We start from the raw sequence: 20,082 nt of genomic DNA, 5'->3' as shown, positions 1-20,082 counted from the left end.
GCAGACTGAAACGGTGATCGTCGTCGTCTGCCCTGGACAGGGCTCCCAGACCCCCGGCTTCCTCGCGCCCTGGCTCGCCGAGTCCTCCTTCGCGGAGCGGTTGGGCGGGCTCTCCGAGGCGGCCCAGGTCGACCTCGCGCTGCACGGCACCGAGAGCGACGCCGAGACCATCCGCGACACCAAGGTCGCCCAGCCGCTCATCGTCGCGGCCGGAATCCTGGCCTTCGACGCCCTCACCTCGGACGGCCGCCGCGACCGGGTCGGCGGCGTGGCGGGTCACTCGGTCGGCGAGATCACCGCGGCCGCGGCCACCGGAGTGCTGGACGACGCCGACGCGATGCGCTTCGTCGGAGAGCGCGGCCGGGCCATGGCCGCGGCGGCCGCACTCGAACCGACCGGGATGAGCGCCGTGATCGGCGCCGACGAGTCGGAACTGCTGGCACGGCTCGACGCGCTCGGCCTCGAGCCGGCGAACTTCAACGGCGGCGGGCAGGTCGTGGTCGCCGGAGCGACCGACGCGCTCGAGCAGCTGAAGGCCGAGCCCCCCGCGGGCGCGCGTGTGATCCCCCTCCAGGTCGCGGGCGCCTTCCACACCCGCTACATGCAGCCCGCGCGCGAGCGGCTGGCCGAGGTCGCCGCCGGCCTCGCCCCGGGCGACCCGTCGCTGCGCCTGTGGACCAACCGCGACGGTTCCGCGGTCACGTCGGGCAGCGCCTTCGTCGACCTGCTGGTCGGCCAGGTCGCCTCCCCCGTCCGTTGGGACCGCTGCATGGGGTCGTTCGCCGACGGCGGCGTGACCGGCATCATCGAGCTCGCGCCGGCGGGCGCGCTCGTCGGCCTCGCCAAGCGCGCGCTCAAGGGCGTGCCGACGGTCGCCGTCAAGACGCCCGACGACCTCCCGGCGGCCATCGAGCTCCTCGAGCAGGCCGCGTAGCCCCGCCACCCACCGACACGAGAGAAGCATGACGCACCCCACGCTCAGCCAGTCGACCGGTCCCGCCTTCACCCGCCTGCTGTCGGTCGGCGCAGCTCGCGGCGAGCACGCCGTGCCCAACGACGACCTCGTCGGTCCCATCGACTCCTCCGACGAGTGGATCCGCCAGCGCACCGGCATCATCACTCGCACCAGGGCGGGCGCCGACGTGCTCGCCGTCGACCTCGCGACGGATGCCGCGCGCGAGGCCATCGAGCGTTCGGGCGTTCCGGCCGACCAGATCGACCTCGTGATCGTCGCGACCATCTCGAACGTGCGCCAGACCCCGTCGATCGCCGCCGTCGTCGCCGACCGCGTGGGCTCGAACCCCGCCGCCGCCTACGACATGAACGCCGCGTGCGCGGGCTACGCCTACGCCGTCGCGCAGGCCGACGCGCTCATCCGTGCGGGTGCGGCGCGCTACGCCCTGGTCATCGGCGCGGAGAAGCTCTCCGACGTCGTCGACCCGACCGACCGGACCATCTCGTTCCTGCTGGGCGACGGCGCCGGCGCCGTGGTGGTCGGTCCGAGCGACACGCCCGCCATCGCACCGACGATCTGGGGATCCGACGGCTCCAAGGCCGACGCCGTCTCGATGAACCACACGCTCGTGGAGTACCGCGACGGCGTGGCGGAGTGGCCGACGCTGCGCCAGGAGGGGCAGACGGTGTTCCGCTGGGCGGTCTGGGAGATGGCGAAGGTCGCGCAGCAGGCGCTCGACGCCGCCGGCGTCACTGCCGACGACCTCGCGGCCTTCCTGCCGCACCAGGCCAACATGCGCATCATCGACGAGTTCGCGAAGCAGCTGAAGCTGCCGGACTCGGTCGCGGTGGGGCGCGACATCGCGACGACCGGCAACACGTCGGCCGCCTCCATCCCGCTCGCGATGCACCGACTGCTCGAGGAGCATCCCGAGCTCTCAGGAGGGCTCGCCCTCCAGATCGGCTTCGGCGCCGGACTCGTGTTCGGCGCCCAAGTGGTGGTTCTGCCCTGAGCCGCCGACCCCCGTCCATCTAGACTGTGTCTCGGTCATACGAGACACCCCTGCAAGGAGAAGAAGAACATGGCAGCGACCCGCGACGAAGTGCTTGCCGGCCTGGCTGAGCTCATCAACGACGAGACCGGCATCGCGACCGACACCGTCGAGGAGAACAAGTCGTTCACCGACGACCTCGACATCGACTCGATCTCGATGATGACGATCGTCGTCAACGCCGAGGAGAAGTTCGACGTGAAGATCCCCGACGAAGAGGTCAAGAACCTCAAGACCGTCGGTGACGCCGTCGACTTCATCGTCAACGCGCAGGCCTAGTGACGTCCGGACGGGCCGGCTCCGGCCGGCCCGTCCGCGTCGTCCCCACTGCCCAACGGAGTGATTTCGTATGACCAAGAAGATCGTGATCACGGGCATCGGTGCCACCACGCCCATCGGCGGCACCGCCCGTGACAGTTGGACGGCGCTGCTCGCCGGCGAATCCGGCGCGCGCAGCCTCGAGCAGGACTGGGTCGAGGCCTATGACCTGCCGGTGACCTTCGCCGCGACCGCCAAGGTGCCCGCGGCCGAGGTGCTCGCGCGCCACGAGCTCAAGCGCCTCGACCCGTCGAGCCAGTTCGCCCTCATCGCCGGCCGCGAGGCCTGGGCGGATGCCGGGGCGCCCGAGGTCGCCCCCGAACGACTCGCCATCGACTGGGCGACGGGGATCGGCGGCGTCTGGACGCTCCTGGACGCGTGGGACACGCTGCGCGAGCGCGGCCCCCGCCGCGTCCTGCCGATGACCGTGCCGATGCTCATGCCGAACGGCCCGGGCGCCGCGGTCGGCATGGACCTGCACGCGCGGGCGGGCATCCGCACCGTGGTGTCCGCGTGCGCCTCGAGCACGGAATCGCTCGTGAACGCATGGAAGCAGCTGCAGGACGGCGAAGCCGACGTGGTGATCGCGGGCGGGTCCGAGGCGGCGATCCACCCGATCACGATCGCGTCGTTCGCGTCGATGCAGGCCCTGTCGCGGCGCAACGACGACCCCGCGGTGGCCTCCCGCCCCTACGACGTGGGCCGCGACGGCTTCGTCATGGGCGAGGGCGCGGCGGCGCTCGTGCTCGAGACCGAGGAGCACGCGAAGGCGCGCGGCGCGCGCATCTACGCCGAGCTCCTCGGCGGTGCGATCACCAGCGACGCGTACCACATCACCGCTCCCGACCCCGAGGGGTCGGCCGCCGCACGTGCGATGAAGGCCGCGATCGAGGGCGCCGGCGCGAGCCTCACCGACGTCCGGCACGTCAACGCGCACGCGACCAGCACGCCGGTCGGCGACATCGCGGAGTACAACGCGCTCCGACGCGTCTTCGGCGACGCCCTGGACGACATCGCCGTGACCGCGACGAAGGCCTCCACCGGGCACCTGCTCGGCGGCGCCGGCGGCATCGAGGCGATCTTCACCGTCCTCGCGCTGCACGAGCGCGTCGTTCCGCCGACGATCAACGTCGAGCAGCAGGATCCCGAGATCCCGCTCGACGTCGTCACGTCGCCGCGATCCCTCGACGACGGTGACCTCATCGCGATCAGCAACTCGTTCGGCTTCGGCGGGCACAACGCCGTCGCGGCCTTCCGCGCCGTCTGATCCGCACGTCACGCGCCACCTCCGGCGCGTGCCTCGGGCCCCGACGCCATCCGGCGTTCGGGGCCCGCTGCATTCCACCGCTCTCGGTTTCGCTCGTGCGCCGCCGGGACCTGGGTCCACCGGCCGACGCGTCACGCCACCGGCGGTGGGGCTCATCCCACGCGGTGCAACCAGATCACCGGCGCGAAGTCGCTGGCGTGACGGAAGGGCTCGAGCTCGTCGTCCCATGCCTGCCCGAGCGCGAGCCGGAGCTCGCGGTGCAGCTCGTCCGCATCGAAGGCGGCCACCTCCATCGCGTAGCGCACGCGATCCTCGGGGATCACCACGTTGCCGGCGCTGTCGGTCTGCGCGTAGAACACGCCGAGCTCGGGCGTGTGCATCCAGCGTGCGCCGTCGGTGCCGATCCCCGGATCCTCGCTCACCTCGAACCGCAGCCGGTCCCACCCGCGAAGCGCCGAGGCGATCCGGGCCCCGGTCCCCGGCTCTCCGACCCACGAGAACTCGGTCCGGACGCTGCCGGGCAGCACGGGCTGTTCCGACCACTCGAAGTTGACAGGGCTGCCGAGGGCGCGACCGACGGCCCACTCGACATGCGGACCGATCGCCCGCGGCGACGAGTGCACGAACAGCATGCCTCGCGCGGCGCGCGAAGCCCGCGTGACCTGTTCCGCCATCTCCTGCTCCGTTCCTCGTGAGGTGCGTCTTCCCCTACGACCTCGGGAACCTGCCGGACGGCGGTTGTGTTCGGTTGTGACGACGCGAGTCGCCTGGGTCGAGTATGCCGCGCTTCGCCCGGACTGACAAGGGAGTGCCTCGGCGATGCGCGCATCGGCCGATACACTCCGTACCCGGGTGAGTGATTCCATCGACCGTGAGGAGGCGGCGTGGCGGTCCGAGACGCATTGCTGGTCCTGTTGCTGAACGGTCCCGCGTACGGGTTCCAGCTGCACGGCGACCTCGCGGCCCGGACCGGCGGTCGGCGCGACGTCAACGTGGGCCAGACGTACGCCACGATCGACCGTCTGACCGGGCAGGGTCTCGTCGAGTCGGCGGGGGCGACCGACGACGGCCTCCCCCTGCACAGGCTGACCCGCTCCGGACGGGCGGCGGCGCGCGCCTGGCTCGACGGCGCCGATGCTGCCGGGGCCGACCCGTGGCACGAGAGCGTCGACCGGGTGCTCGTCGCACTGTCGATGCCATCCGTCGAGGCCGCGCCAGTGCTCGCAGCGGAGCAGGAGCGGTGGCGGGCGCGGTCGGCGGCCGCCACGAGCGCCGCCGGTGCCGACCCGGCCGACCCGCGCGCCCGGCTCGTCGCGACCGCGGCATCCGCGGACGCGGCACGGGCGAGCGCGATCCTGGCCTGGCTCACCGAGCTGGCGGCGGCCGACCCCGACGCCGCAGCCTTCGCACCGAGCACCGAGCGACCGCGCCGCGGCCGACGACCCGCGCGCGCGCCGATCGCGCCTCACGGTTCGAGCGACGCGTAGCTCTCGACGACGGCGAGGTCGAGCGGGAACTCGACCGGGGCGTCGCCGAACAGCAGTCGGCCGGCCTCGACCGCCGCCTCGCGGACCGCGCGCGCGACGTCGTCGGCACGTTCGGCCGGCGCATGCACGATGAGCTCGTCGTGCAGGAAGTAGACCAGGTGCGCCCCGTGCTCGAAGGCCGGACCGGATGGCGAGGCTCGCCTCTCGCCGGGCGGCAGCCCCGCGAGTCGGGTGCGCACGCCGGCGAGCCAGCAGAGCGCCCACTCGGCCGCCGTGCCCTGCACGACGAAGTTGCGCGTGAATCGTCCCCAGTCGCGTGCGACGGACCGGGCCCGCCGTTCCTCGGCGGGGCCGGCGTCGGGTTGGGATGCGCGGGACTGCGCCTCGTGCCAGCCGACCGGCGGCGACGGCGACGAGCGCCCGAGCAGCGTCGTGACCCTCCGGCCGGCCTCGCCGTCCCGGGCGGCGCGGTCCACGAGCGCCATCGCCCGGGGATACGCCCGCGCGAGCCGTGGCACGAGGCGTGCGCTGTCGCCGGTGGTCGCGCCGTACATCGCGCCCAGCAGCGCGACCTTGGCCTCGTCGCGCGTCGTGACCACGCCCGCGTCGACGATGGCGCGGTACATGTCGCGCCCCCGTCCCGCGGCGGCCATGCCCGGGTCGCGGGCGAGCGCGGCGAGGATGCGCGGCTCGAGCTGGGCGGCATCCGCGACGACCAGGCTCCATCCGGGATCGGCGACGACGGCCGCGCGCACCGACTTCGGCAGCTGCAGCGCTCCCCCGCCGGCCGTCGCCCAGCGGCCGGTGGCCGTGCCGCCCGCGACGTAGTCGGCCCGGAACCGATCGCCGGCGATCCATTCGTCGAGCCACCCCCAGCCGTTCGCGGACAGGAGCCGGGCCAGCCGCTTGTACGCCAGCAGGGGGGCGATCGCCGGATGTCGCACATGCTCGCGCAGCTCCCACTTCGCGGTGGAGTCGACGCCGATGCCGGCGGCACGGAGCGCGCGCAGCAGGTCGGCCTGCGAGTCGATCCGGAGCGCCGGCGCCTCGAGCGCCGACCGCACCTCTGCGGCGAGCTCGGACATCCTCGCTGGCTTCTCGCCCGACGCCGGGCGCGGTCCGAGCTCGGCCTCGAGCACCGCCTCGTGCACGGATCGCCGCCACGGCAGGCCGGCGGCGTGCAGTTCCGCGGCGATCAACGCCCCGGCGGACTCGGCGGCCAGCAGCAGGCGCAGTGCTGCCGGCCGGTCGGCCGCGCCGACCAACGCGAGCTGGCGGTCGTGCTCCGCGGCGAGGTCGGCGGCGGCCGGCGGGCGGTGCGCGTCGGCTGCATCCGACTCGTCGAGCTCGAAGAGGGCGATGCCCCGGCCGATGGACGACGTGGCCGGCGTCATCGGCTCCGCGTCGGCCTCGGCGGGCCCCGGCGGCAGCCAATCCGGCCTCGCGCGGACGACCGACCCGGCGCCGGCGACCGCGGACGAGGACTGCAGGATCGCCCCCGCGAGCCGCAGGTCGTGGCAGCGCGCCACCCGCACGCCCCCGGCGAGCAGCCGTGGCGCCCAGTCGCGGGTGTCGCGCCAGACCCATCTCGGCGCGTGCTCCGCCTCCAGGCGCGCGACCTCCTCCGCGAGCCCGGCCGTGCCGACCTCGAGCCGGAGGCCCCCGTCGGGGTCGACGAGTTCCACGCGCCCCGCGCCCGTCGTCGCGATCGCGATCCGCACGTCTCGATTCTGCTGCGCACGGATGACACGCCCCGTTCGCGCGCCGTCCGGTGTCGGCGGTGCCCGGGAGGATTCGGGCATGCGAGCGACGGCGGGGCCATGGGCGCGGTGAGGTTCGGATGCGGCCACGGGGCGACGGAGGAGCCGGCGGCGACCCTGCGGCGCCCCTGCCCGGTGTGCATGCTGCTGCACGAGACGCAGCGCACGCGTGGCGAGCTGCTCGGCCGTGTCGCGCCGGCGCAGCGGCCGCGGCTCTCCCGGGAGGTCCGCATCGGGGCGGAGTACGACTGGCGGTGCCGTCGGGGGCACGACCGCTACCGGGCGAGCGTGATGGAGGTGCTCACGGGCTCGGGGTGCGCGAAGTGCCGCGCGAACGCGGCCTCCCCGGGGGCCGCACGCGAGGCGGGCATGCCGTTCATGAAGCCCGGCCTTCGCGTCGGCACCTCGATGACCGAGCAGCGGCTGCGCGTGCTCATCGGCGAGCGGATCCGACTGCACCATCGCGCGAACGCCGTCCGCATCGCACGCATGTTCCACGGTCGCCAGGAGGTCTGGCCCGACATCCTCGTGGCCGAGCTCCGGATCGCGATCGAGTACGACGATCCCGGCCGCGGCGGGCGGGCGCACCTCGGCCTGAAGGAGGGCTCCGACCTCGAGAAGGACGCGGCGCTGCGCGAGGTCGGCTGGGAGGTCATCCGCATCCGCGGCGGCGGCCTCGAACCGCTCGGTCCCCACAGCATCCCCTGCCGGAGCATCACGGCGGCGGTCGCCGACGAGGCGGTCCGCATGATGCGCGAGATCCGCGGCGATGCCGCGGTGGACGCCCTCCTCGTCGGGCCGGGAGCCGACGCAACTCCGCTGGCGCCGGGCGGCGCCGCGCCGATAGGGTGAGGACCGTCTCCGCTTGCCCCCGGGCGGCGACCCCCCGCGCAGAGAGGCCCCTGCAGTGCTGCTCCCCTTCCTCATCGTCGGAGGCCTCGGCCTCATCCTGCTCCTGATCTCGCTGGTCGTCGGCGACGTGTTCGATGCGCTCGACATCGGGGACGGCGCGATCTCGGGCACCGCCCTGGCGATCGGATTGACCGTGTTCGGCGCATCCGGTGCCTTCACGGCGACGAGCGGGCTCGCGATCGCCTGGGCCTACGTCGTCTCAGCCGCCCTCGCCGTCGTCGCGTACGTCGTCTCGGTGGTCGTCGTGCGCGCGCTCGCCCGCAGCAGCGACGGGGTCCCGGCGTCGGCGGTCGGCCTCACCGGCGTCGCGACCGCCTCGATCTCGCCGGCCGGCGGCGAGGTGAGCCTCGACGGCCCCTCCGAGGTCGAGCGTCGGATGGCGTATGCGGATGCGGCGATCGCCGAGGGCGCGCGCATCCGCGTCGTCGCCCACGCGGGAAGCCGCGTGAAGGTCGAGCCCGAGCAGGCCTGAGCATCCGCGGCGGACGCGGAGTCCAGCGCGCCGCGGTCCCCGAACCCCCGCCTCCCGACCCGAAGGGAACCCCATGATGGCGCCTGAAGTCATCCAGATCGGCGCGATCACCGCGATCGCCGTCGCATTCATCGGCCTGCTCGGCTTCATCGCCGGCCGCATCCGCCGCGTGCCGCCCAACGAGGCGCTCGTGATCGTCGGCCGGGGTGCCGGTCGGTCGAAGGCCGAGACCGGGGGCGGCCAGCGCGTCGTGATCGGCGGCCGCACGTTCGTCTGGCCCGTCCTGCAGCAGGGCTTCCCGATCTCGCTCGAGCAGCGCCAGATCGGCATCACGGTCGAGGGCGTCGACCGGAACCGGATCAAGATCGCGATCAAGGCGTCGATCAACTTCAAGGTGAGCGGCACGGAGGAGGGCGTGCGCCGCGCGGCCCAGCGATTCCTCTCCCAGCAGCACCTGCTCACCGAGATCATCTCCGAGTCGCTCGAGGGATCGCTGCGATCGATCGTGGGCGACATGACGATCGAGCAGATCATCTCCGACCGGAAGTCGCTCTCCGACAGCGTCGTCGCCGAGACCAAGACCGACCTGGCCGAGCAGGGTCTGCAGGTCGACCTGCTGAACATCAGCGACATCTCCACCCCCGGCAGCGACTACCTCGCCAACCTCGGCCGCGCCGAGTCCGCGCGGGCGCGGCAGGTCGCCGAGGTCAGCGAAGCGGAGGCGGCCCGCGCGAGCGAGTTCGCCCGCATCGAGGCGGCCGAGCAGATCGCCGAGCGCCAGAAGGCCCTGAGCCTCAAGCAGGCGGCGATCAAGGCCGAGACCGACAAGGCGAACGCCGAGGCCGAGGCCTCCGGCCAGCTGGCGAAGGCCGAGCAGGACAAGCTCGTGGCCGTGCAGGAGCGCGACGCGCTGTCCGAGCAGGCGCTGGTCACGCAGGAGCGGCTCGACATCGAGATCCGCAAGCCGGCCGAGGCCGAGGCGTACGCGGAGGTGCAGCGGGCGACCGCGCAGCGCGACGCGGCGAACGCCGCGACCGAGGCCGACGCGTTCAAGCGCACCAAGATCGCCGAGGCCAACAAGGTCGCGGCGGTGCAGGACGCGGAGGCGGCCGCCTCCGCGGTCCGCTTCGCCGGCGAGGCCGAGCGCGACCGACAGGTCGCCCTCGCGGCCGGTATCCGGGCCGAGGGCGAGGCGCGCGCCGACGCCATCCAGGCGGAGGGCGTCGCCGAGGCGGCCGCGACCGATGCGAAGGCCGAGGCGCTGAAGAAGTACGGCGAAGCCGCGCTCGCGCAGGAGATCATCTCGCGCCTGCCCGAGATCGTCCGGGCTGCAGCGGAGCCCATCGCCAGCATCGACTCGCTCACGGTCGTCTCGACCGACGGGGCGTCGGCCATGACGAAGACCGTCGGCCAGGTGCTCGGCGAGGGCACCGAGGTCGTGAAGTCGCTCACCGGCCTCGACGTCGGCTCCATCCTCGCGGGGCTCGCGGGCGGTTCCATCGCCGGACGCGACGCCGCGCAGCGCAGCAGCACGAACTGAGTCGGTCCGACCCGGTCGTGGGGGCGGCGCCGTATCGCGGCGCCGCCCCATGCACGTCCGCGGCGCCGGCGGCGTCGACGAGGCGCCGTCCCGCCGACCGCGGAACCCGACGCGTCAGCGCGGATCCGACCCGGCGGCCGCCGCCCCGCCCGACCGGGCGATGGCCGCGGCCTCGGTGCGGCTCGCGGCGCCGAGCTTGCGCAGGATCGCCGAGACGTGCACCGACACCGTCTTGCCGCTGATGAAGAGCCGCTCGCCGATCTGGCGGTTCGAGTGGCCCTCGGCGACGAGTTCCAGCACCTGGCGCTCCCGGGCGGTGAGCTCGTCGCCGCCGCCCGACCGGTCGCCGTGCAGACGCGCTCGAGCCGCGACCTCGTCGGCCATCCGGGTCACGAGGTACGCGCCGATCTCCTCCGCCGCCGTGTGGGCCGCGTCGAGGCTCCGCTCGGCCGCCGCGCGATCACCGGCCTCGAGCTCGGCGACGGCGCGCTGCACGAGGGCGTAGCCGGCGAGGTGTCGCCAGCCCTTCCCGGATGCGAGGAGGTCGGCGGCCCGGTCGAATCGCGCGATGCGCGCCGAGGGATCGTCCTCGAGCTCTGCGAGGCCGAGTTCACGCCAGACGTCGCCGGGCGCCCAGTCCGCGAACACCGCGATCGCCGTCCGCACCTCGTCCGCGGAACGCGAGGGCTCCGCACCGCGGCGCCGCATCGCGTGGTGGGCGCGCGCAGCGAACGCCAGCAGGCGCACGCGGTCGGTGGGGCGCTCGCTGCGCCCGTCCCAGAGCAGCGGCTCCAGGACCTCCCACGCGAGCTCGGGCTCGCCGAGCGCGAGGTGGAGCTCGCCCTGGTCGCGGATCCAGCCGAACTCGATCTGCCGGTCCACGCGAGCGAGCTCCGCGTGACGCTCCCGGATCTGCGCCACGAACTCCTGCGCGTCATCCAGGGCATCCGACCAGATCAGCGGCTCGAGCTTGAGGTCCTCGAGGCCGAGACGGAACACGAGCGGCGTCTCGTACCTCAGCGCGCGGTCGACGAGCGTCCGCGCGCGATCCCATTCGCCGAGGGCGATGAGCGGCTCGATCGCATTCGTGGCGAGGATCGCGCCGACGTTGCCCTCCTCGCCGCGGCGACGCGCCTCGTCGAGCGCCTCCTGCGCGACCGCGAGCGCGTCGCGGTAGCGGCCGAGCTTGATCAGCGTGTCCGAGCGATTGATCGCGAGCCGGACGCGGGCGTCCCAGTCCTCTCCGGCGTACTCGCGAGCCCGCTCGAAAAGCTCGAGCGAACGCGCCAGGTCCTCCGGCCCGGCGTCGTCCAGGTCGGCCATGGTCGTGGCCGCGATGTTCGCGGCGATCGACGCGGCCTGCAGGCCGTCCTCACCGGCGGCAAGGGCGTCCGCGAGTGCGAGCAGGCCCTGGTCGACGGCGTCGCGCAGGTCGCCCGCGAGCATCCGACGCGCCGCGAGCTCGGAACGCACCCGGGCCCTGACCGCGAGCGCGCGCGGGTCCTCGCGGTCGACGAGGAGTCCGAGCGCCTCGAGATGGACGTCGGCGGCCCCCGGCATCCCCATCAGGCCCATGCCGAGCGCCTTCTGGAACATCAGGTCCGCCCGCTCGACGGGGTCGGACGGATCCGCGAGCGAGATGCGGAGGTCGGCCAGCGCGACCGAGCGCTCCATGTCGCCGGCGCGACGGTGGGCGAGCGACGTGCGGCCGGCCATGTCGGCGCGGTCGACGCCCGCGCGCTGCTCGGGCCGGTCGACGAGATCCCAGAGTTCGAGGCATCGCTCGCCCATCGCGGCCGCGGTCGTGAGCGCATACGCGGCCGATGCCTCCTGCATCGCCGCGACCGCCGCGTCGAAGGCCTCGGGGAACCGGCGAGCGGCCAGCCAGTGCGTGGACACCTCCACGGAGAGGCCCGGCCTGGCCGGTCCGTCCGCGAGGACGCGCGCATAGGTCGCGTGATGGCGCGCGCGCTCGCCGGGCAGCAGCTCCGCCTCGACGACCTCGCGGACCAGCGCGTGGCGGAACGCGTAGCCGGACGCGTCCGCGACGACCAGCCCCACCTCGACCGCCTCGCGCATCGCGGCGTCGAGCTCGGCCGGGTCTCCGCCGTGGACCTGCTCGAGGAGATCATGCTCGGCGCGGGTCCCGCCGACCGCCATGAGGCGGAGGACGTCCCGTGTGGCGGCGGAGGCGCGTTCGTAGCGCGCCGCCAGCAGGTCGCTGAGCCGGCGCGGCAGGGCGCTGTCGGTCCCGGCACCCAGCAGCTCCTCCACGAAGAACGGCACCCCGCCGCTGCGCTCGAAGAGCTCCTCGGCATCCGAGGCGGCGTCGTTCGTGGCGATCATCCGCGACACCTCGTCCCGCGAGAGCCTCGGCAGCTCGAGCTCCGAGACCGAACGGAGGCGCTCGAGTTCGGCGAGGTCCTCTCGGAGGCGGTGGCGCCGCGGCAACTCCGCCGTCCGCGCGGTCATGACGAGCATCACGCGGCCGTCGTGGAGCATCCGCGCCAGGTAGCGCAGCAGCTGCATCGTCGGCGCATCCGCCCAGTGCACGTCCTCGACGACCACGACCACCGGTTCGATCTCCGACACGCGCTCGACCATCCGGGTGAACTCGTCGTGCAGGCGGCCGACCCGCAGGTCGGCCTCCGGCGCGCCGCCGGCGACGTCCTCGGGCAGGAGGGGCGCGAGGGTGTCGAGCGACGCACCCGCCGCAGCCCGCACGGCGTCGGCACCCGCGAGGTCGACGATCGAGCGCATCACCGCGCGGATGGGGATAAAGGGCGCGCCGTCGTCGCCGAGCTCGACGCACTGCCCGCGGGCCACCATGGCGTCGGCGTCGACGCCTCGGAGGAACTCCTCGACCAGGCGCGTCTTGCCGATGCCCGCCTCGCCGCCGACCACGACGACGGACGGGTCGCCGTCGCGCGAGCGCGCGAACGCCTCCCGGAGCGCACCGAGTTCGGTGTCGCGTCCGATCATGGCGCCCGTCGGAACCCCGCTCACGCGTGCCATTCTCGCACCGCACGCCGACGCCGCGCCGTGCCCCGCCCGGGGGTGTTCGCGGGCCCGGGCGGCGTCCGGATGTCTAGAGTGGGACGCATGTCCCACTCCCCGTCGCCCCGGCCGGGCGCGCCCGAACGGCTCGCGCGGATGGTCCGGCTGGAGACGGTCTCCGCCGAGCTCGAGCAGCGCGGCCCGGCCGACTTCGACCGCTTCCGCGACCTCCTCGCCGAGCTGTACCCGCTCGTCCACGCCGAACTGGCGCTCGAGCGGGTCACCGACCTCGGACTGCTGTACCACTGGCGCGGCACCGGTGACGGGGACCCGGTGGTGCTCATGGCGCACTTCGACGTCGTGCCCGCGCACGACGGCGACGGCTGGACCTTCCCGCCCTTCGAGGGCCGCATCCACGACGGCTCGGTGTGGGGCCGCGGCACGCTCGACGACAAGGGCCCGCTCCTCGTGCTGCTCGAGGCGGTCGAGAACCTGCTCGCCGAGGGGTTCGTCCCCGCTCGCGACGTCTACCTCTCGTTCGGCGGCAACGAGGAGTCGTACGGCGATGCGGCGATCGCCGCCGCGCGGGTGCTGGAGGACCGCGGCATCCTCCCGTGGCTCGTGCTCGACGAGGGTGGTGCGGTCGTCGATGCGCCGCTGCCGTTCCTGAAGGTGCCCGCGGCGATGGTCGGCGTCGGCGAGAAGGGCGTGATGACCGTTCGGCTCTCGGCCCGTGGCGAGGGCGGGCACGCATCGGCGCCGCCTCGCCTCACGGCGGCCGGGCGCGTGGCGCGCGCCGTGTCGCGGCTGTCGCCGAACCCGTTCCCGAAGCGGATGCCGCGCTCGATGCGCGCCATGCTCGCCGACTTCGCCCCGCACGCGCGCGGTGGGGCTCGACTGCTGCTGCGCGTGCTCACCGCCTTCCCCTGGCTGACCGCCCGCGTGTTCGCCGGGCTCGGCGGAGAACCCGCCGCGCTCGTGCACACCACGGTCGCGCCGACCATGCTCGACGGCGGCAGCGCCGCCAACGTGCTCCCCGCCCGGGCGTCGGCGACGCTCAACCTGCGGGTCGCCATCGGCGAGGACATCGACTCCGTCGTCCGGCGGCTCCGGCGCGCCATCCGCGACCCCGAGGTGCGGATCGACGTGCTCGAGGGGTACGCCCCCTCCCCCGAGTCGCCGACCGACGGTCCGCAGTTCGCCGCGATCGCCGACGCGGTCGCCGCGTCGTATCCCGAGGCGATCACGGCGCCGTACCTGATGATGGCCGCGACCGACTCGCGTCACTTCCACCGCTACGCGCCCGCCGTGTACCGGTTCGCGCCGCTGGCCATGTCCGCGGCACAGCGCGCGTCGATCCACGGCGTCGACGAGCGGGTGAGCATCGACAGTCTCGAACGCGGCGAACGGTTCCATCGCGCACTCCTCCGGTCGTTGCCGGAATGAGACCGTCCACCGATTAGGGTGAATGCACCCTCGGCTCACCCCGGCCGACCCGATCCCCGAAGGAGCGCGATGTCGCGCGCAGTCAGACTCGGTCCCGTCGCCGCCGTCGTCGGCTTCCTCGCGTTCGTGGAGTTCACGAGCGGGATCATCCAGGGGTACTACACGCCGCTGCTCACCGACATCGCGCGACACCTCGGCGTGCACGACGCCGACGTGAACTGGCTCGAGGGCTCGCAGCTCATGCTGTCGGCGCTCGTCGTGCCGGTGTTCGCGAAGCTCGGCGACATGGTGGGCCACAAGCGGATGCTGGTCTGGTCGACCGCGATCACCGCCGCCGCGTCGACGGCGCTCGCCTTCACCGACGTGTTCTGGGTCTTCCTCGTCGCCTGGGCCCTGCAGGGCTTCTACGTCGTCTGGCTGCCGCTCGAGATCGCCCTCGTGTGGTCGCGCAGCCGCTCCGCCGATCGGCCGGCCGCGATGACCCGCAAGGCCGCGGGCCTGCTCGTGGCGGCGCTCGAGATCGGTGCGATCGTCGGCGCCCTGTCGGCGGGCGCGCTCGCCGAGGTGCTCCCGATCCAGGTGCTGCTGCTCGTCCCCGCGGTCGCCGTGACGGCCTGCTTCTTCGTGATCCTCTTCGGCGTCGACGAGTCGCCGGAGCTCGCGGGCGGCAGCCTCGACACGACGGGGATCGTGCTCATCTCGCTCGCACTGCTCGCGCTCACCGGCGGCCTCAGCTTCCTGCGCCTGAACGGCGTCGCCGACGTGCTGCCGTGGGCGCTCGTGGCGCTCGGCCTGCTGCTGCTCGTGCCCTTCGTCCGGCACGAGCTGCGGCATCCGGACCCGCTCATCGACGTGCGGATGTTCCGGTCGCCCGCGCTCTGGCCGGTGTTCCTCACCGCGGGGCTCTTCGGCGTGAGCGTGCTCGGCGCGCAGGCGCCGCTGTCGACGTTCGCGAGGACCGATGCCGCGGCGGTCGGCTACGGACTGGGCGCGACGAGCTTCCAGACCTCGCTGCTGATCGGGGCCTACGTGCTCTCGCTGGTCGTCGGCGCGATGCTCTTCCCGCTCGCGACCCGGTGGGTGACGCCGCGGGTCGCGCTGATCGGCGCGAGCTCGATGGTCGCCATCGGCTACTTCCTCTTCCTGCCGTTCCACGACGCGTACCCGCAGGTGCTGGCCAACATGGTCATCGCCGGCATCGGGTCGGGCGCCCTCGTCGCAGCGCTGCCCGCGGCCGCGGCCGCCGCCGCACCGCCCCAGCAGACCGGGGTGGCGACGGGCCTCACGAACTCGGTCAAGACCGTCGGCGGGGCGATCGCCTCGTGCGTCTTCGGCATCGCGCTCCTCGGCGCCGCGGGCGAGGCCGCGACGGGGACCGCTGGCACGTTCGCCGGGTACGTCACGGTCTGGGTCGTGTGCGGCGCCACGGCCGCGGTCGCGGCGGTGCTGCTCGCCTTCGTCCCGCGGCTGGCGTTCTCGGACGCGCCGGAGGCGGAGGCCGCGGCGGTGCGCTAGCACGCGCGATCGACCGCGGGCCGTTCGACCCGGCCGTCCGGGCCGGCGGCGGACGAGGCTGGCAGCGTGACCGCGGACCCGTCCGAGATCGAACGCCGGATGCCTCGACGGCGAGCATCCGGTCCTGCCGCGAGACGGCTCGGCTACGCGGTCGCCGTCCTCGTCGGCCTGCTCCTGCTCGTCCTGGTCAACGTCTGGCCCGGATGGCGGGTCGTCCCGTTCCTCACCGATGCGGCCGCCGAGGTGCTGCCCTGGATCAACGCGTCGCTGGCGATCGGCGTCGTGGTCAACGCGATCGACCTGATCCTCGATCGGAGGTGGGTGAAGGCGCTGGGCGACGCGGTGACGACCGGGGTCGGCCTCGCGGCCACGATCCGGATCTGGCAGGTCTTCCCCTTCGACTTCGGCGACACGACGTTCCCGTGGGTCGTCGTGGTGCGTTCGTTGCTCGTCCTCGCGATCGTGGGCTCTGCGATCGGCATCCTCGTCGCCGTGGTCGCGTTCGTCGGCACCCTCGTCCGCGGGCCGGACGTCGCGACCCGGCGCGACGGCGACTGAGCCCGGGAGGCGCCCGGGAGCTCGCGTCGCCCGGCGCGTGTCCGCGGTGCGTGGGACGATCCGGACGAGGGACGATCGGCGGGAGGGCGGGATGCGGGGCGAGGCGACCGTGCTGCACGCCGATCTCGACGCGTTCTACGCCTCGGTGGAGCAGCGCGACGCCCCCGAGTTGCGCGGTCGACCCGTCATCGTCGGCGGGGGCGTCGTGCTCGCGGCGAGCTACGAGGCGAAGGCTCGCGGCGTGCGCACCGCGATGGGCGGACGGCAGGCGCGCGACCTCTGCCCCGACGCCGTCGTCGTCCCGCCGCGGATGGAGGCGTACTCCGCGGCCAGTCGCGCGGTGTTCGAGATCTTCCGCGACACGACGCCGTTCGTCGAGGGCCTCTCCATCGACGAGGCGTTCCTCGAGGTGGGCGGCCTCCGACGCATCGCCGGCACGCCCGAGCAGATCGCGGTGCGACTGCGTGCACGGGTGCGCGCGGAGGTGGGCCTGGCCATCTCGGTCGGGATCGCGCGGACGAAGTTCCTCGCCAAGGTCGCCAGCGCCGTCGGGAAGCCCGACGGACTGCTGCTCGTGGAGCCCGACCGCGAGGCGGACTTCCTCCTCCCGCTGCCCGTGGAGCGGCTGTGGGGCGTCGGCGCCGTCACGGCCGAGAAGCTGCATCGGCTCGGCATCCGCACCGTCGGGCAACTGGCGGAGCTCGAGGCCGCGTCCGCCGAGCAGCTGCTGGGCAGGGCTGCGGGGGCGCACCTGCATGCGCTCGCCCGCCTGCGGGACCCTCGCCCGGTCGACACCACGCGCCGGCGCTCATCCATCGGCTCGCAGCGGGCGCTCGGGGGTCGTCCGCGTTCGGCCGACGAGCTGCACGTGATCCTGACCCAGATCGTCGATCGGCTCGCCGGCCGTCTCAGGGAGAAGCAGCGGGCGTGCCGCACGATCGTCCTCCGGCTCCGGTTCGGCGACTTCACGAGGGCCACGCGATCGCACTCCATCCGCCCGGCGACCGACCGCACCGCCGTGATCCTGGCGGTCGCTCGAGAGCTGCTCCGCGGGGCGGAAGCGGAGATCGCCGAGCGCGGCATCACCCTGATCGGCGTCTCGCTGTCGCAGCTCACGCGCGCCGACCGCCTCCACCCGGAGCTGCCGATCGACTGGGACGACGACGGGCGACTCGACACCGTGCTCGACGCGGTCCGCGACCGCTTCGGTTCGGGGTCCGTCGGCCGGGCCGCCCTGCTCGGACGCGATCCCGGCTGGTCGCCGCCGATGCTGCCCGAGCACGAGTGACGCCCGCTCAGCGGTGCGCCGCGGGCGGAACGATGTCCTGTCGCGGTAGGGCGGACGGGACTTGAACCCGTGACCGATGGATTATGAGTCCACTGCTCTGACCAGCTGAGCTACCGCCCCGCGAGCGACCTCAGTCCGGGACGATGACCGGGATCGACTCGGTGACCGGATCGGTCACGCGCTCACCACGATACAGACTCTCGAACGTGTCGAGCGTGCGCGTGATGTCGTGCGCCTTGATCAGCTTGAGCGACTGCGACTTCATGGCGTTGTAGTCCTCGGTCGACGCTTCGAGCACCTGCCGCAGCTTCGCCGCGAGGTCCTGGGCGCTGCCCGGCTCGAACAGGTAGCCGTTCTCCCCGTCGTGCACGAGGTGCGGCAGCGCCATCGCGTTCGCGGCGACGACCGGCAGCGCCGAGGCCATGGCCTCCATCGTGACGATGCTCTGCAACTCGGCGATCGAGGGCATCGCGAGCACCGAGGCGCGATGGTAGGCCTCGCGCAGTTCCTCGTCGGTGACGTAGCCGGTGAACGTGACGCGGTCGGCGATGCCCAGGTCGACGGCGAGGTGCTCGAGGTTGCGCTTCTGGTCGCCGCCGCCGACGATGTCGACCTTGACGTCGAGTTCGTCGGGCAGGAGCGCCACGGCCTTCAGGAGCACGTCGATGTGCTTCTCGCCGGTGACGCGTCCGACGAAGACGATGCGGTTCTCGGTGCGCGGTTCCCAGTTCGGCGAGTACTTGTGGGCGTCGATGCCGCACGAGATCGCGTGCACGCCGCGCAGGCCCGTGTACTTCTCGAGGAAGTCCGCTGCCCGACGAGTCGGGGTGGTGACCGACTCCGCCCGCCCGAACGTGCGTCGCGCCGCCTTCCAGGCGAGGCCGACGGCCCAGTCCTGCCAGGCCTTCGGGATGAGTGAGAACTCGAGCATGTTCTCGGGCATGAAGTGGTTGGTGCCGACGATGCGGATGCCGCGCTTCGCGGCCTCGATCGAGAGCCCGCGGCCGACGACGATGTGCGACTGGAAGTGCACGACGTCGGGCCTGACCTGGTCGAGTACGCGAGCGCTGTTCTGCTTGATCCGCCACGGCAGTGCGAACCGCAGCCAGTCGTGCGGGTACCACCGCCAGCTGAGGAGGCGGTGCGCAGTGAGCTCCTGGCCCTCGTGCACCTCCTTCCACGTGCCGTGCTTCCGGCTCGCGGCCGGCGCCATCACGTGCACGTCGTGGCCGCGCTCCACCATGCCCGCCGCGAGGCGCTCGGCGAAGCGGGCGGCGCCGTTGACGTCGGGCGCGAAGGTGTCGGCGCCGATCAGGATCCGGAGCGGGCGTTCCGGGCCCGTTTCGGCGGGCGCGCTCGATGAGTCGGACACGTGGTGCTGTACCTCGCAGTTCGTGGACACGGGGTGGGCCTCGGCGCGACGGCGGGGTGCGAACGGGCCGCGCGGGCTGGATTGAACCGACCATAGTCTACGAGAACGTCTCCCGCAGCAGCGATTCCACGTGCCGTGGACCGTGCGGATGAGCACGAGGATGCGCCTCCGAACCGCTTCCGACGGCCGCTCACAGGCGGGTCTGCGGGTGGTTCCTCGCGAGCAGGAAGACGCCCCAGATCGCCACCGCGCCGGTCACGACGAAGGTGCCGATCGCCCACGGCGGCGCCTGCGACGCCTCGTCGAGCACGACGATGCCGATCAGCACGGCGACCATGGGGTCGACCACCGTGAGGCCCGCGATCACGAGGTCGGGCGGGCCGCTCGCGTAGGCGTTCTGCACGAAGTACGCGCCGAGCGCCGTCGCGGACAGCAGCGCGATCACGCACAGCACGGTGAGCCAGTCGAACTCGCCCTGGTCGACCCGGGAGAGCACGACCTTCGCGAGCGTGGCCACGAAGCCGTACAGCACGCCGGCCATGAGCACGTAGAAGACGGCCCGGATCCGTCGCCGGAAGAGCGCGAACGTGACGCCCGCCGCGGCGAGCACGACCGCAAGGATGATCAGGATCGTGATGAGCTGCCGCGCCTGCACGGGCTTGTCGACCGCGGTGAACGCCGCGACGCCGACGAACACGAAGACGCCGCCCACGCACATGACGATCGCCGTGATCGACTTGCGGTTCAGGCTCACGTGGTTCAGCCGCGAGTTGAGGACCGACGTGATCACGAGGGCGAGCGCCCCGAGCGGCTGCACCACGATGAGCGGGGCGAAGTAGAGGCTCGAGAGCTGGAACGCGATCGCGAGCCCCAGCATGAGCGTGCCGAGCACCCACGACGGCCGCGCGAGCAGCAACGCGAGCTGGCGGCCGTTCAGGCCCTTCCCGAGCGTGTCGGCGGTGTTCGCCTCGACCTTGACCACGCCGCGATGCTGGAACTGGGCGCCGAGGGACAGGAAGACCGCTCCGACGAGCGCGAGCGGGATGCCGATGAACTGCGTCGGATCGAGTGGAATCAGCTCGGTGAGCTCGCTGAGGTCCGGATCCACTCCTCGACCCTACCCGTCCGCCCGTCGATATCCTTG

17 protein-coding genes and 1 tRNA gene are annotated in these 20,082 nt (G+C 73.2%); 12 read left to right on the top strand and 6 right to left on the bottom strand.

The window, feature by feature from the left end; all coding sequences use genetic code 11:
* Positions 1 to 13: 13 nt before the first annotated feature.
* The 4 genes from ABME01_RS08870 to ABME01_RS08855 all read left to right on the top strand — a co-directional run bounded on the left by ABME01_RS08870 (position 14) and on the right by ABME01_RS08855 (position 3,591).
* Positions 14 to 934, top strand: a complete 921-nt coding sequence (locus ABME01_RS08870) for an ACP S-malonyltransferase (protein ID WP_353828030.1) — start codon at positions 14 to 16, stop codon at positions 932 to 934.
* 28 nt (positions 935 to 962) lie between these two features.
* Complete coding sequence (locus tag ABME01_RS08865) at positions 963 to 1,967, top strand: beta-ketoacyl-ACP synthase III (RefSeq protein ID WP_353828029.1); 1,005 nt, start codon at positions 963 to 965, stop codon at positions 1,965 to 1,967.
* Positions 1,968 to 2,036: 69 nt separating this feature from the next.
* Positions 2,037 to 2,285 carry an acyl carrier protein gene (locus ABME01_RS08860; RefSeq protein WP_353828028.1) on the top strand — a complete coding sequence of 83 codons (249 nt, stop codon included), beginning with the start codon at positions 2,037 to 2,039 and terminating at the stop codon, positions 2,283 to 2,285.
* A 70-nt stretch (positions 2,286 to 2,355) separates the two neighbouring features.
* A complete protein-coding gene (locus tag ABME01_RS08855) occupies positions 2,356 to 3,591 on the top strand; it encodes a beta-ketoacyl-[acyl-carrier-protein] synthase family protein (protein WP_353828027.1) in 1,236 nt (411 codons plus the stop codon).
* 152 nt (positions 3,592 to 3,743) lie between these two features.
* On the opposite strand, the gene ABME01_RS08850 is transcribed toward ABME01_RS08855, so the two are convergent.
* On the bottom strand, positions 3,744 to 4,265 hold the full coding sequence (locus tag ABME01_RS08850) for a DUF3145 domain-containing protein (protein ID WP_353828026.1): 522 nt from the start codon (positions 4,263 to 4,265) through the stop codon (positions 3,744 to 3,746).
* A 210-nt stretch (positions 4,266 to 4,475) separates the two neighbouring features.
* On the opposite strand from ABME01_RS08850, the gene ABME01_RS08845 reads away from it, so the two are divergent.
* Complete coding sequence (locus ABME01_RS08845) at positions 4,476 to 5,078, top strand: PadR family transcriptional regulator (protein WP_353828025.1); 603 nt, start codon at positions 4,476 to 4,478, stop codon at positions 5,076 to 5,078.
* Here the strand turns inward: ABME01_RS08845 and ABME01_RS08840 are convergent.
* Positions 5,057 to 6,799, bottom strand: a complete 1,743-nt coding sequence (locus ABME01_RS08840) for a bifunctional 3'-5' exonuclease/DNA polymerase (RefSeq protein ID WP_353828024.1) — start codon at positions 6,797 to 6,799, stop codon at positions 5,057 to 5,059. The two genes, ABME01_RS08845 and ABME01_RS08840, sit on opposite strands and share 22 nt — an antisense overlap.
* A gap of 99 nt (positions 6,800 to 6,898) precedes the next feature.
* Here ABME01_RS08840 and ABME01_RS08835 point away from each other — a divergent pair, with 99 nt between their 5' ends.
* From ABME01_RS08835 to ABME01_RS08825, 3 genes are all read left to right on the top strand, one after another.
* Positions 6,899 to 7,690: a putative endonuclease domain-containing protein gene (locus tag ABME01_RS08835; protein WP_353828023.1), complete on the top strand. Its 792-nt coding sequence runs from the start codon at positions 6,899 to 6,901 to the stop codon at positions 7,688 to 7,690.
* Between the two features lie 55 nt (positions 7,691 to 7,745).
* Entirely contained in the window at positions 7,746 to 8,222 is a 477-nt protein-coding gene (locus ABME01_RS08830; protein ID WP_353828022.1) for an NfeD family protein, read from the top strand.
* A gap of 76 nt (positions 8,223 to 8,298) precedes the next feature.
* Positions 8,299 to 9,762: a flotillin family protein gene (locus ABME01_RS08825; RefSeq protein WP_436407421.1), complete on the top strand. Its 1,464-nt coding sequence runs from the start codon at positions 8,299 to 8,301 to the stop codon at positions 9,760 to 9,762.
* Between the two features lie 114 nt (positions 9,763 to 9,876).
* On the opposite strand, the gene ABME01_RS08820 is transcribed toward ABME01_RS08825, so the two are convergent.
* Positions 9,877 to 12,768, bottom strand: coding sequence for a helix-turn-helix transcriptional regulator (locus ABME01_RS08820; protein ID WP_353828020.1), 2,892 nt, complete (start codon positions 12,766 to 12,768; stop codon positions 9,877 to 9,879).
* A 96-nt stretch (positions 12,769 to 12,864) separates the two neighbouring features.
* On the opposite strand from ABME01_RS08820, the gene ABME01_RS08815 reads away from it, so the two are divergent.
* The 4 genes from ABME01_RS08815 to dinB all read left to right on the top strand — a co-directional run bounded on the left by ABME01_RS08815 (position 12,865) and on the right by dinB (position 17,566).
* On the top strand, positions 12,865 to 14,205 hold the full coding sequence (locus ABME01_RS08815; protein ID WP_353828019.1) for a M20/M25/M40 family metallo-hydrolase: 1,341 nt from the start codon (positions 12,865 to 12,867) through the stop codon (positions 14,203 to 14,205).
* Positions 14,206 to 14,274: 69 nt separating this feature from the next.
* Positions 14,275 to 15,720 carry an MFS transporter gene (locus ABME01_RS08810; protein WP_353828018.1) on the top strand — a complete coding sequence of 482 codons (1,446 nt, stop codon included), beginning with the start codon at positions 14,275 to 14,277 and terminating at the stop codon, positions 15,718 to 15,720.
* 66 nt (positions 15,721 to 15,786) lie between these two features.
* Positions 15,787 to 16,278, top strand: a complete 492-nt coding sequence (locus ABME01_RS08805; RefSeq protein ID WP_353828017.1) for a hypothetical protein — start codon at positions 15,787 to 15,789, stop codon at positions 16,276 to 16,278.
* Positions 16,279 to 16,369: 91 nt separating this feature from the next.
* Positions 16,370 to 17,566 (top strand): DNA polymerase IV, encoded by a 1,197-nt coding sequence (gene dinB / locus ABME01_RS08800; protein WP_353828016.1) that lies wholly within the window; start codon positions 16,370 to 16,372, stop codon positions 17,564 to 17,566.
* A 46-nt stretch (positions 17,567 to 17,612) separates the two neighbouring features.
* Here the strand turns inward: dinB and ABME01_RS08795 are convergent.
* The 3 genes from ABME01_RS08795 to ABME01_RS08785 form a co-directional block, all read right to left on the bottom strand.
* A tRNA-Ile gene (locus ABME01_RS08795) sits at positions 17,613 to 17,686 on the bottom strand.
* 10 nt (positions 17,687 to 17,696) lie between these two features.
* Positions 17,697 to 18,938 carry a glycosyltransferase gene (locus ABME01_RS08790; RefSeq protein WP_353828015.1) on the bottom strand — a complete coding sequence of 414 codons (1,242 nt, stop codon included), beginning with the start codon at positions 18,936 to 18,938 and terminating at the stop codon, positions 17,697 to 17,699.
* 190 nt (positions 18,939 to 19,128) lie between these two features.
* Entirely contained in the window at positions 19,129 to 20,046 is a 918-nt protein-coding gene (locus ABME01_RS08785; protein ID WP_353828014.1) for a DMT family transporter, read from the bottom strand.
* Positions 20,047 to 20,082: the final 36 nt, after the last annotated feature.

Origin of the sequence: Agromyces litoreus, from assembly GCF_040496015.1 — a bacterium.
Classification (GTDB): Bacteria; Actinomycetota; Actinomycetes; order Actinomycetales; family Microbacteriaceae; genus Agromyces; species Agromyces litoreus.
Note: the sequence above shows the minus strand (reverse complement) of the source record. Positions and strands in the feature narration are given on the sequence as shown.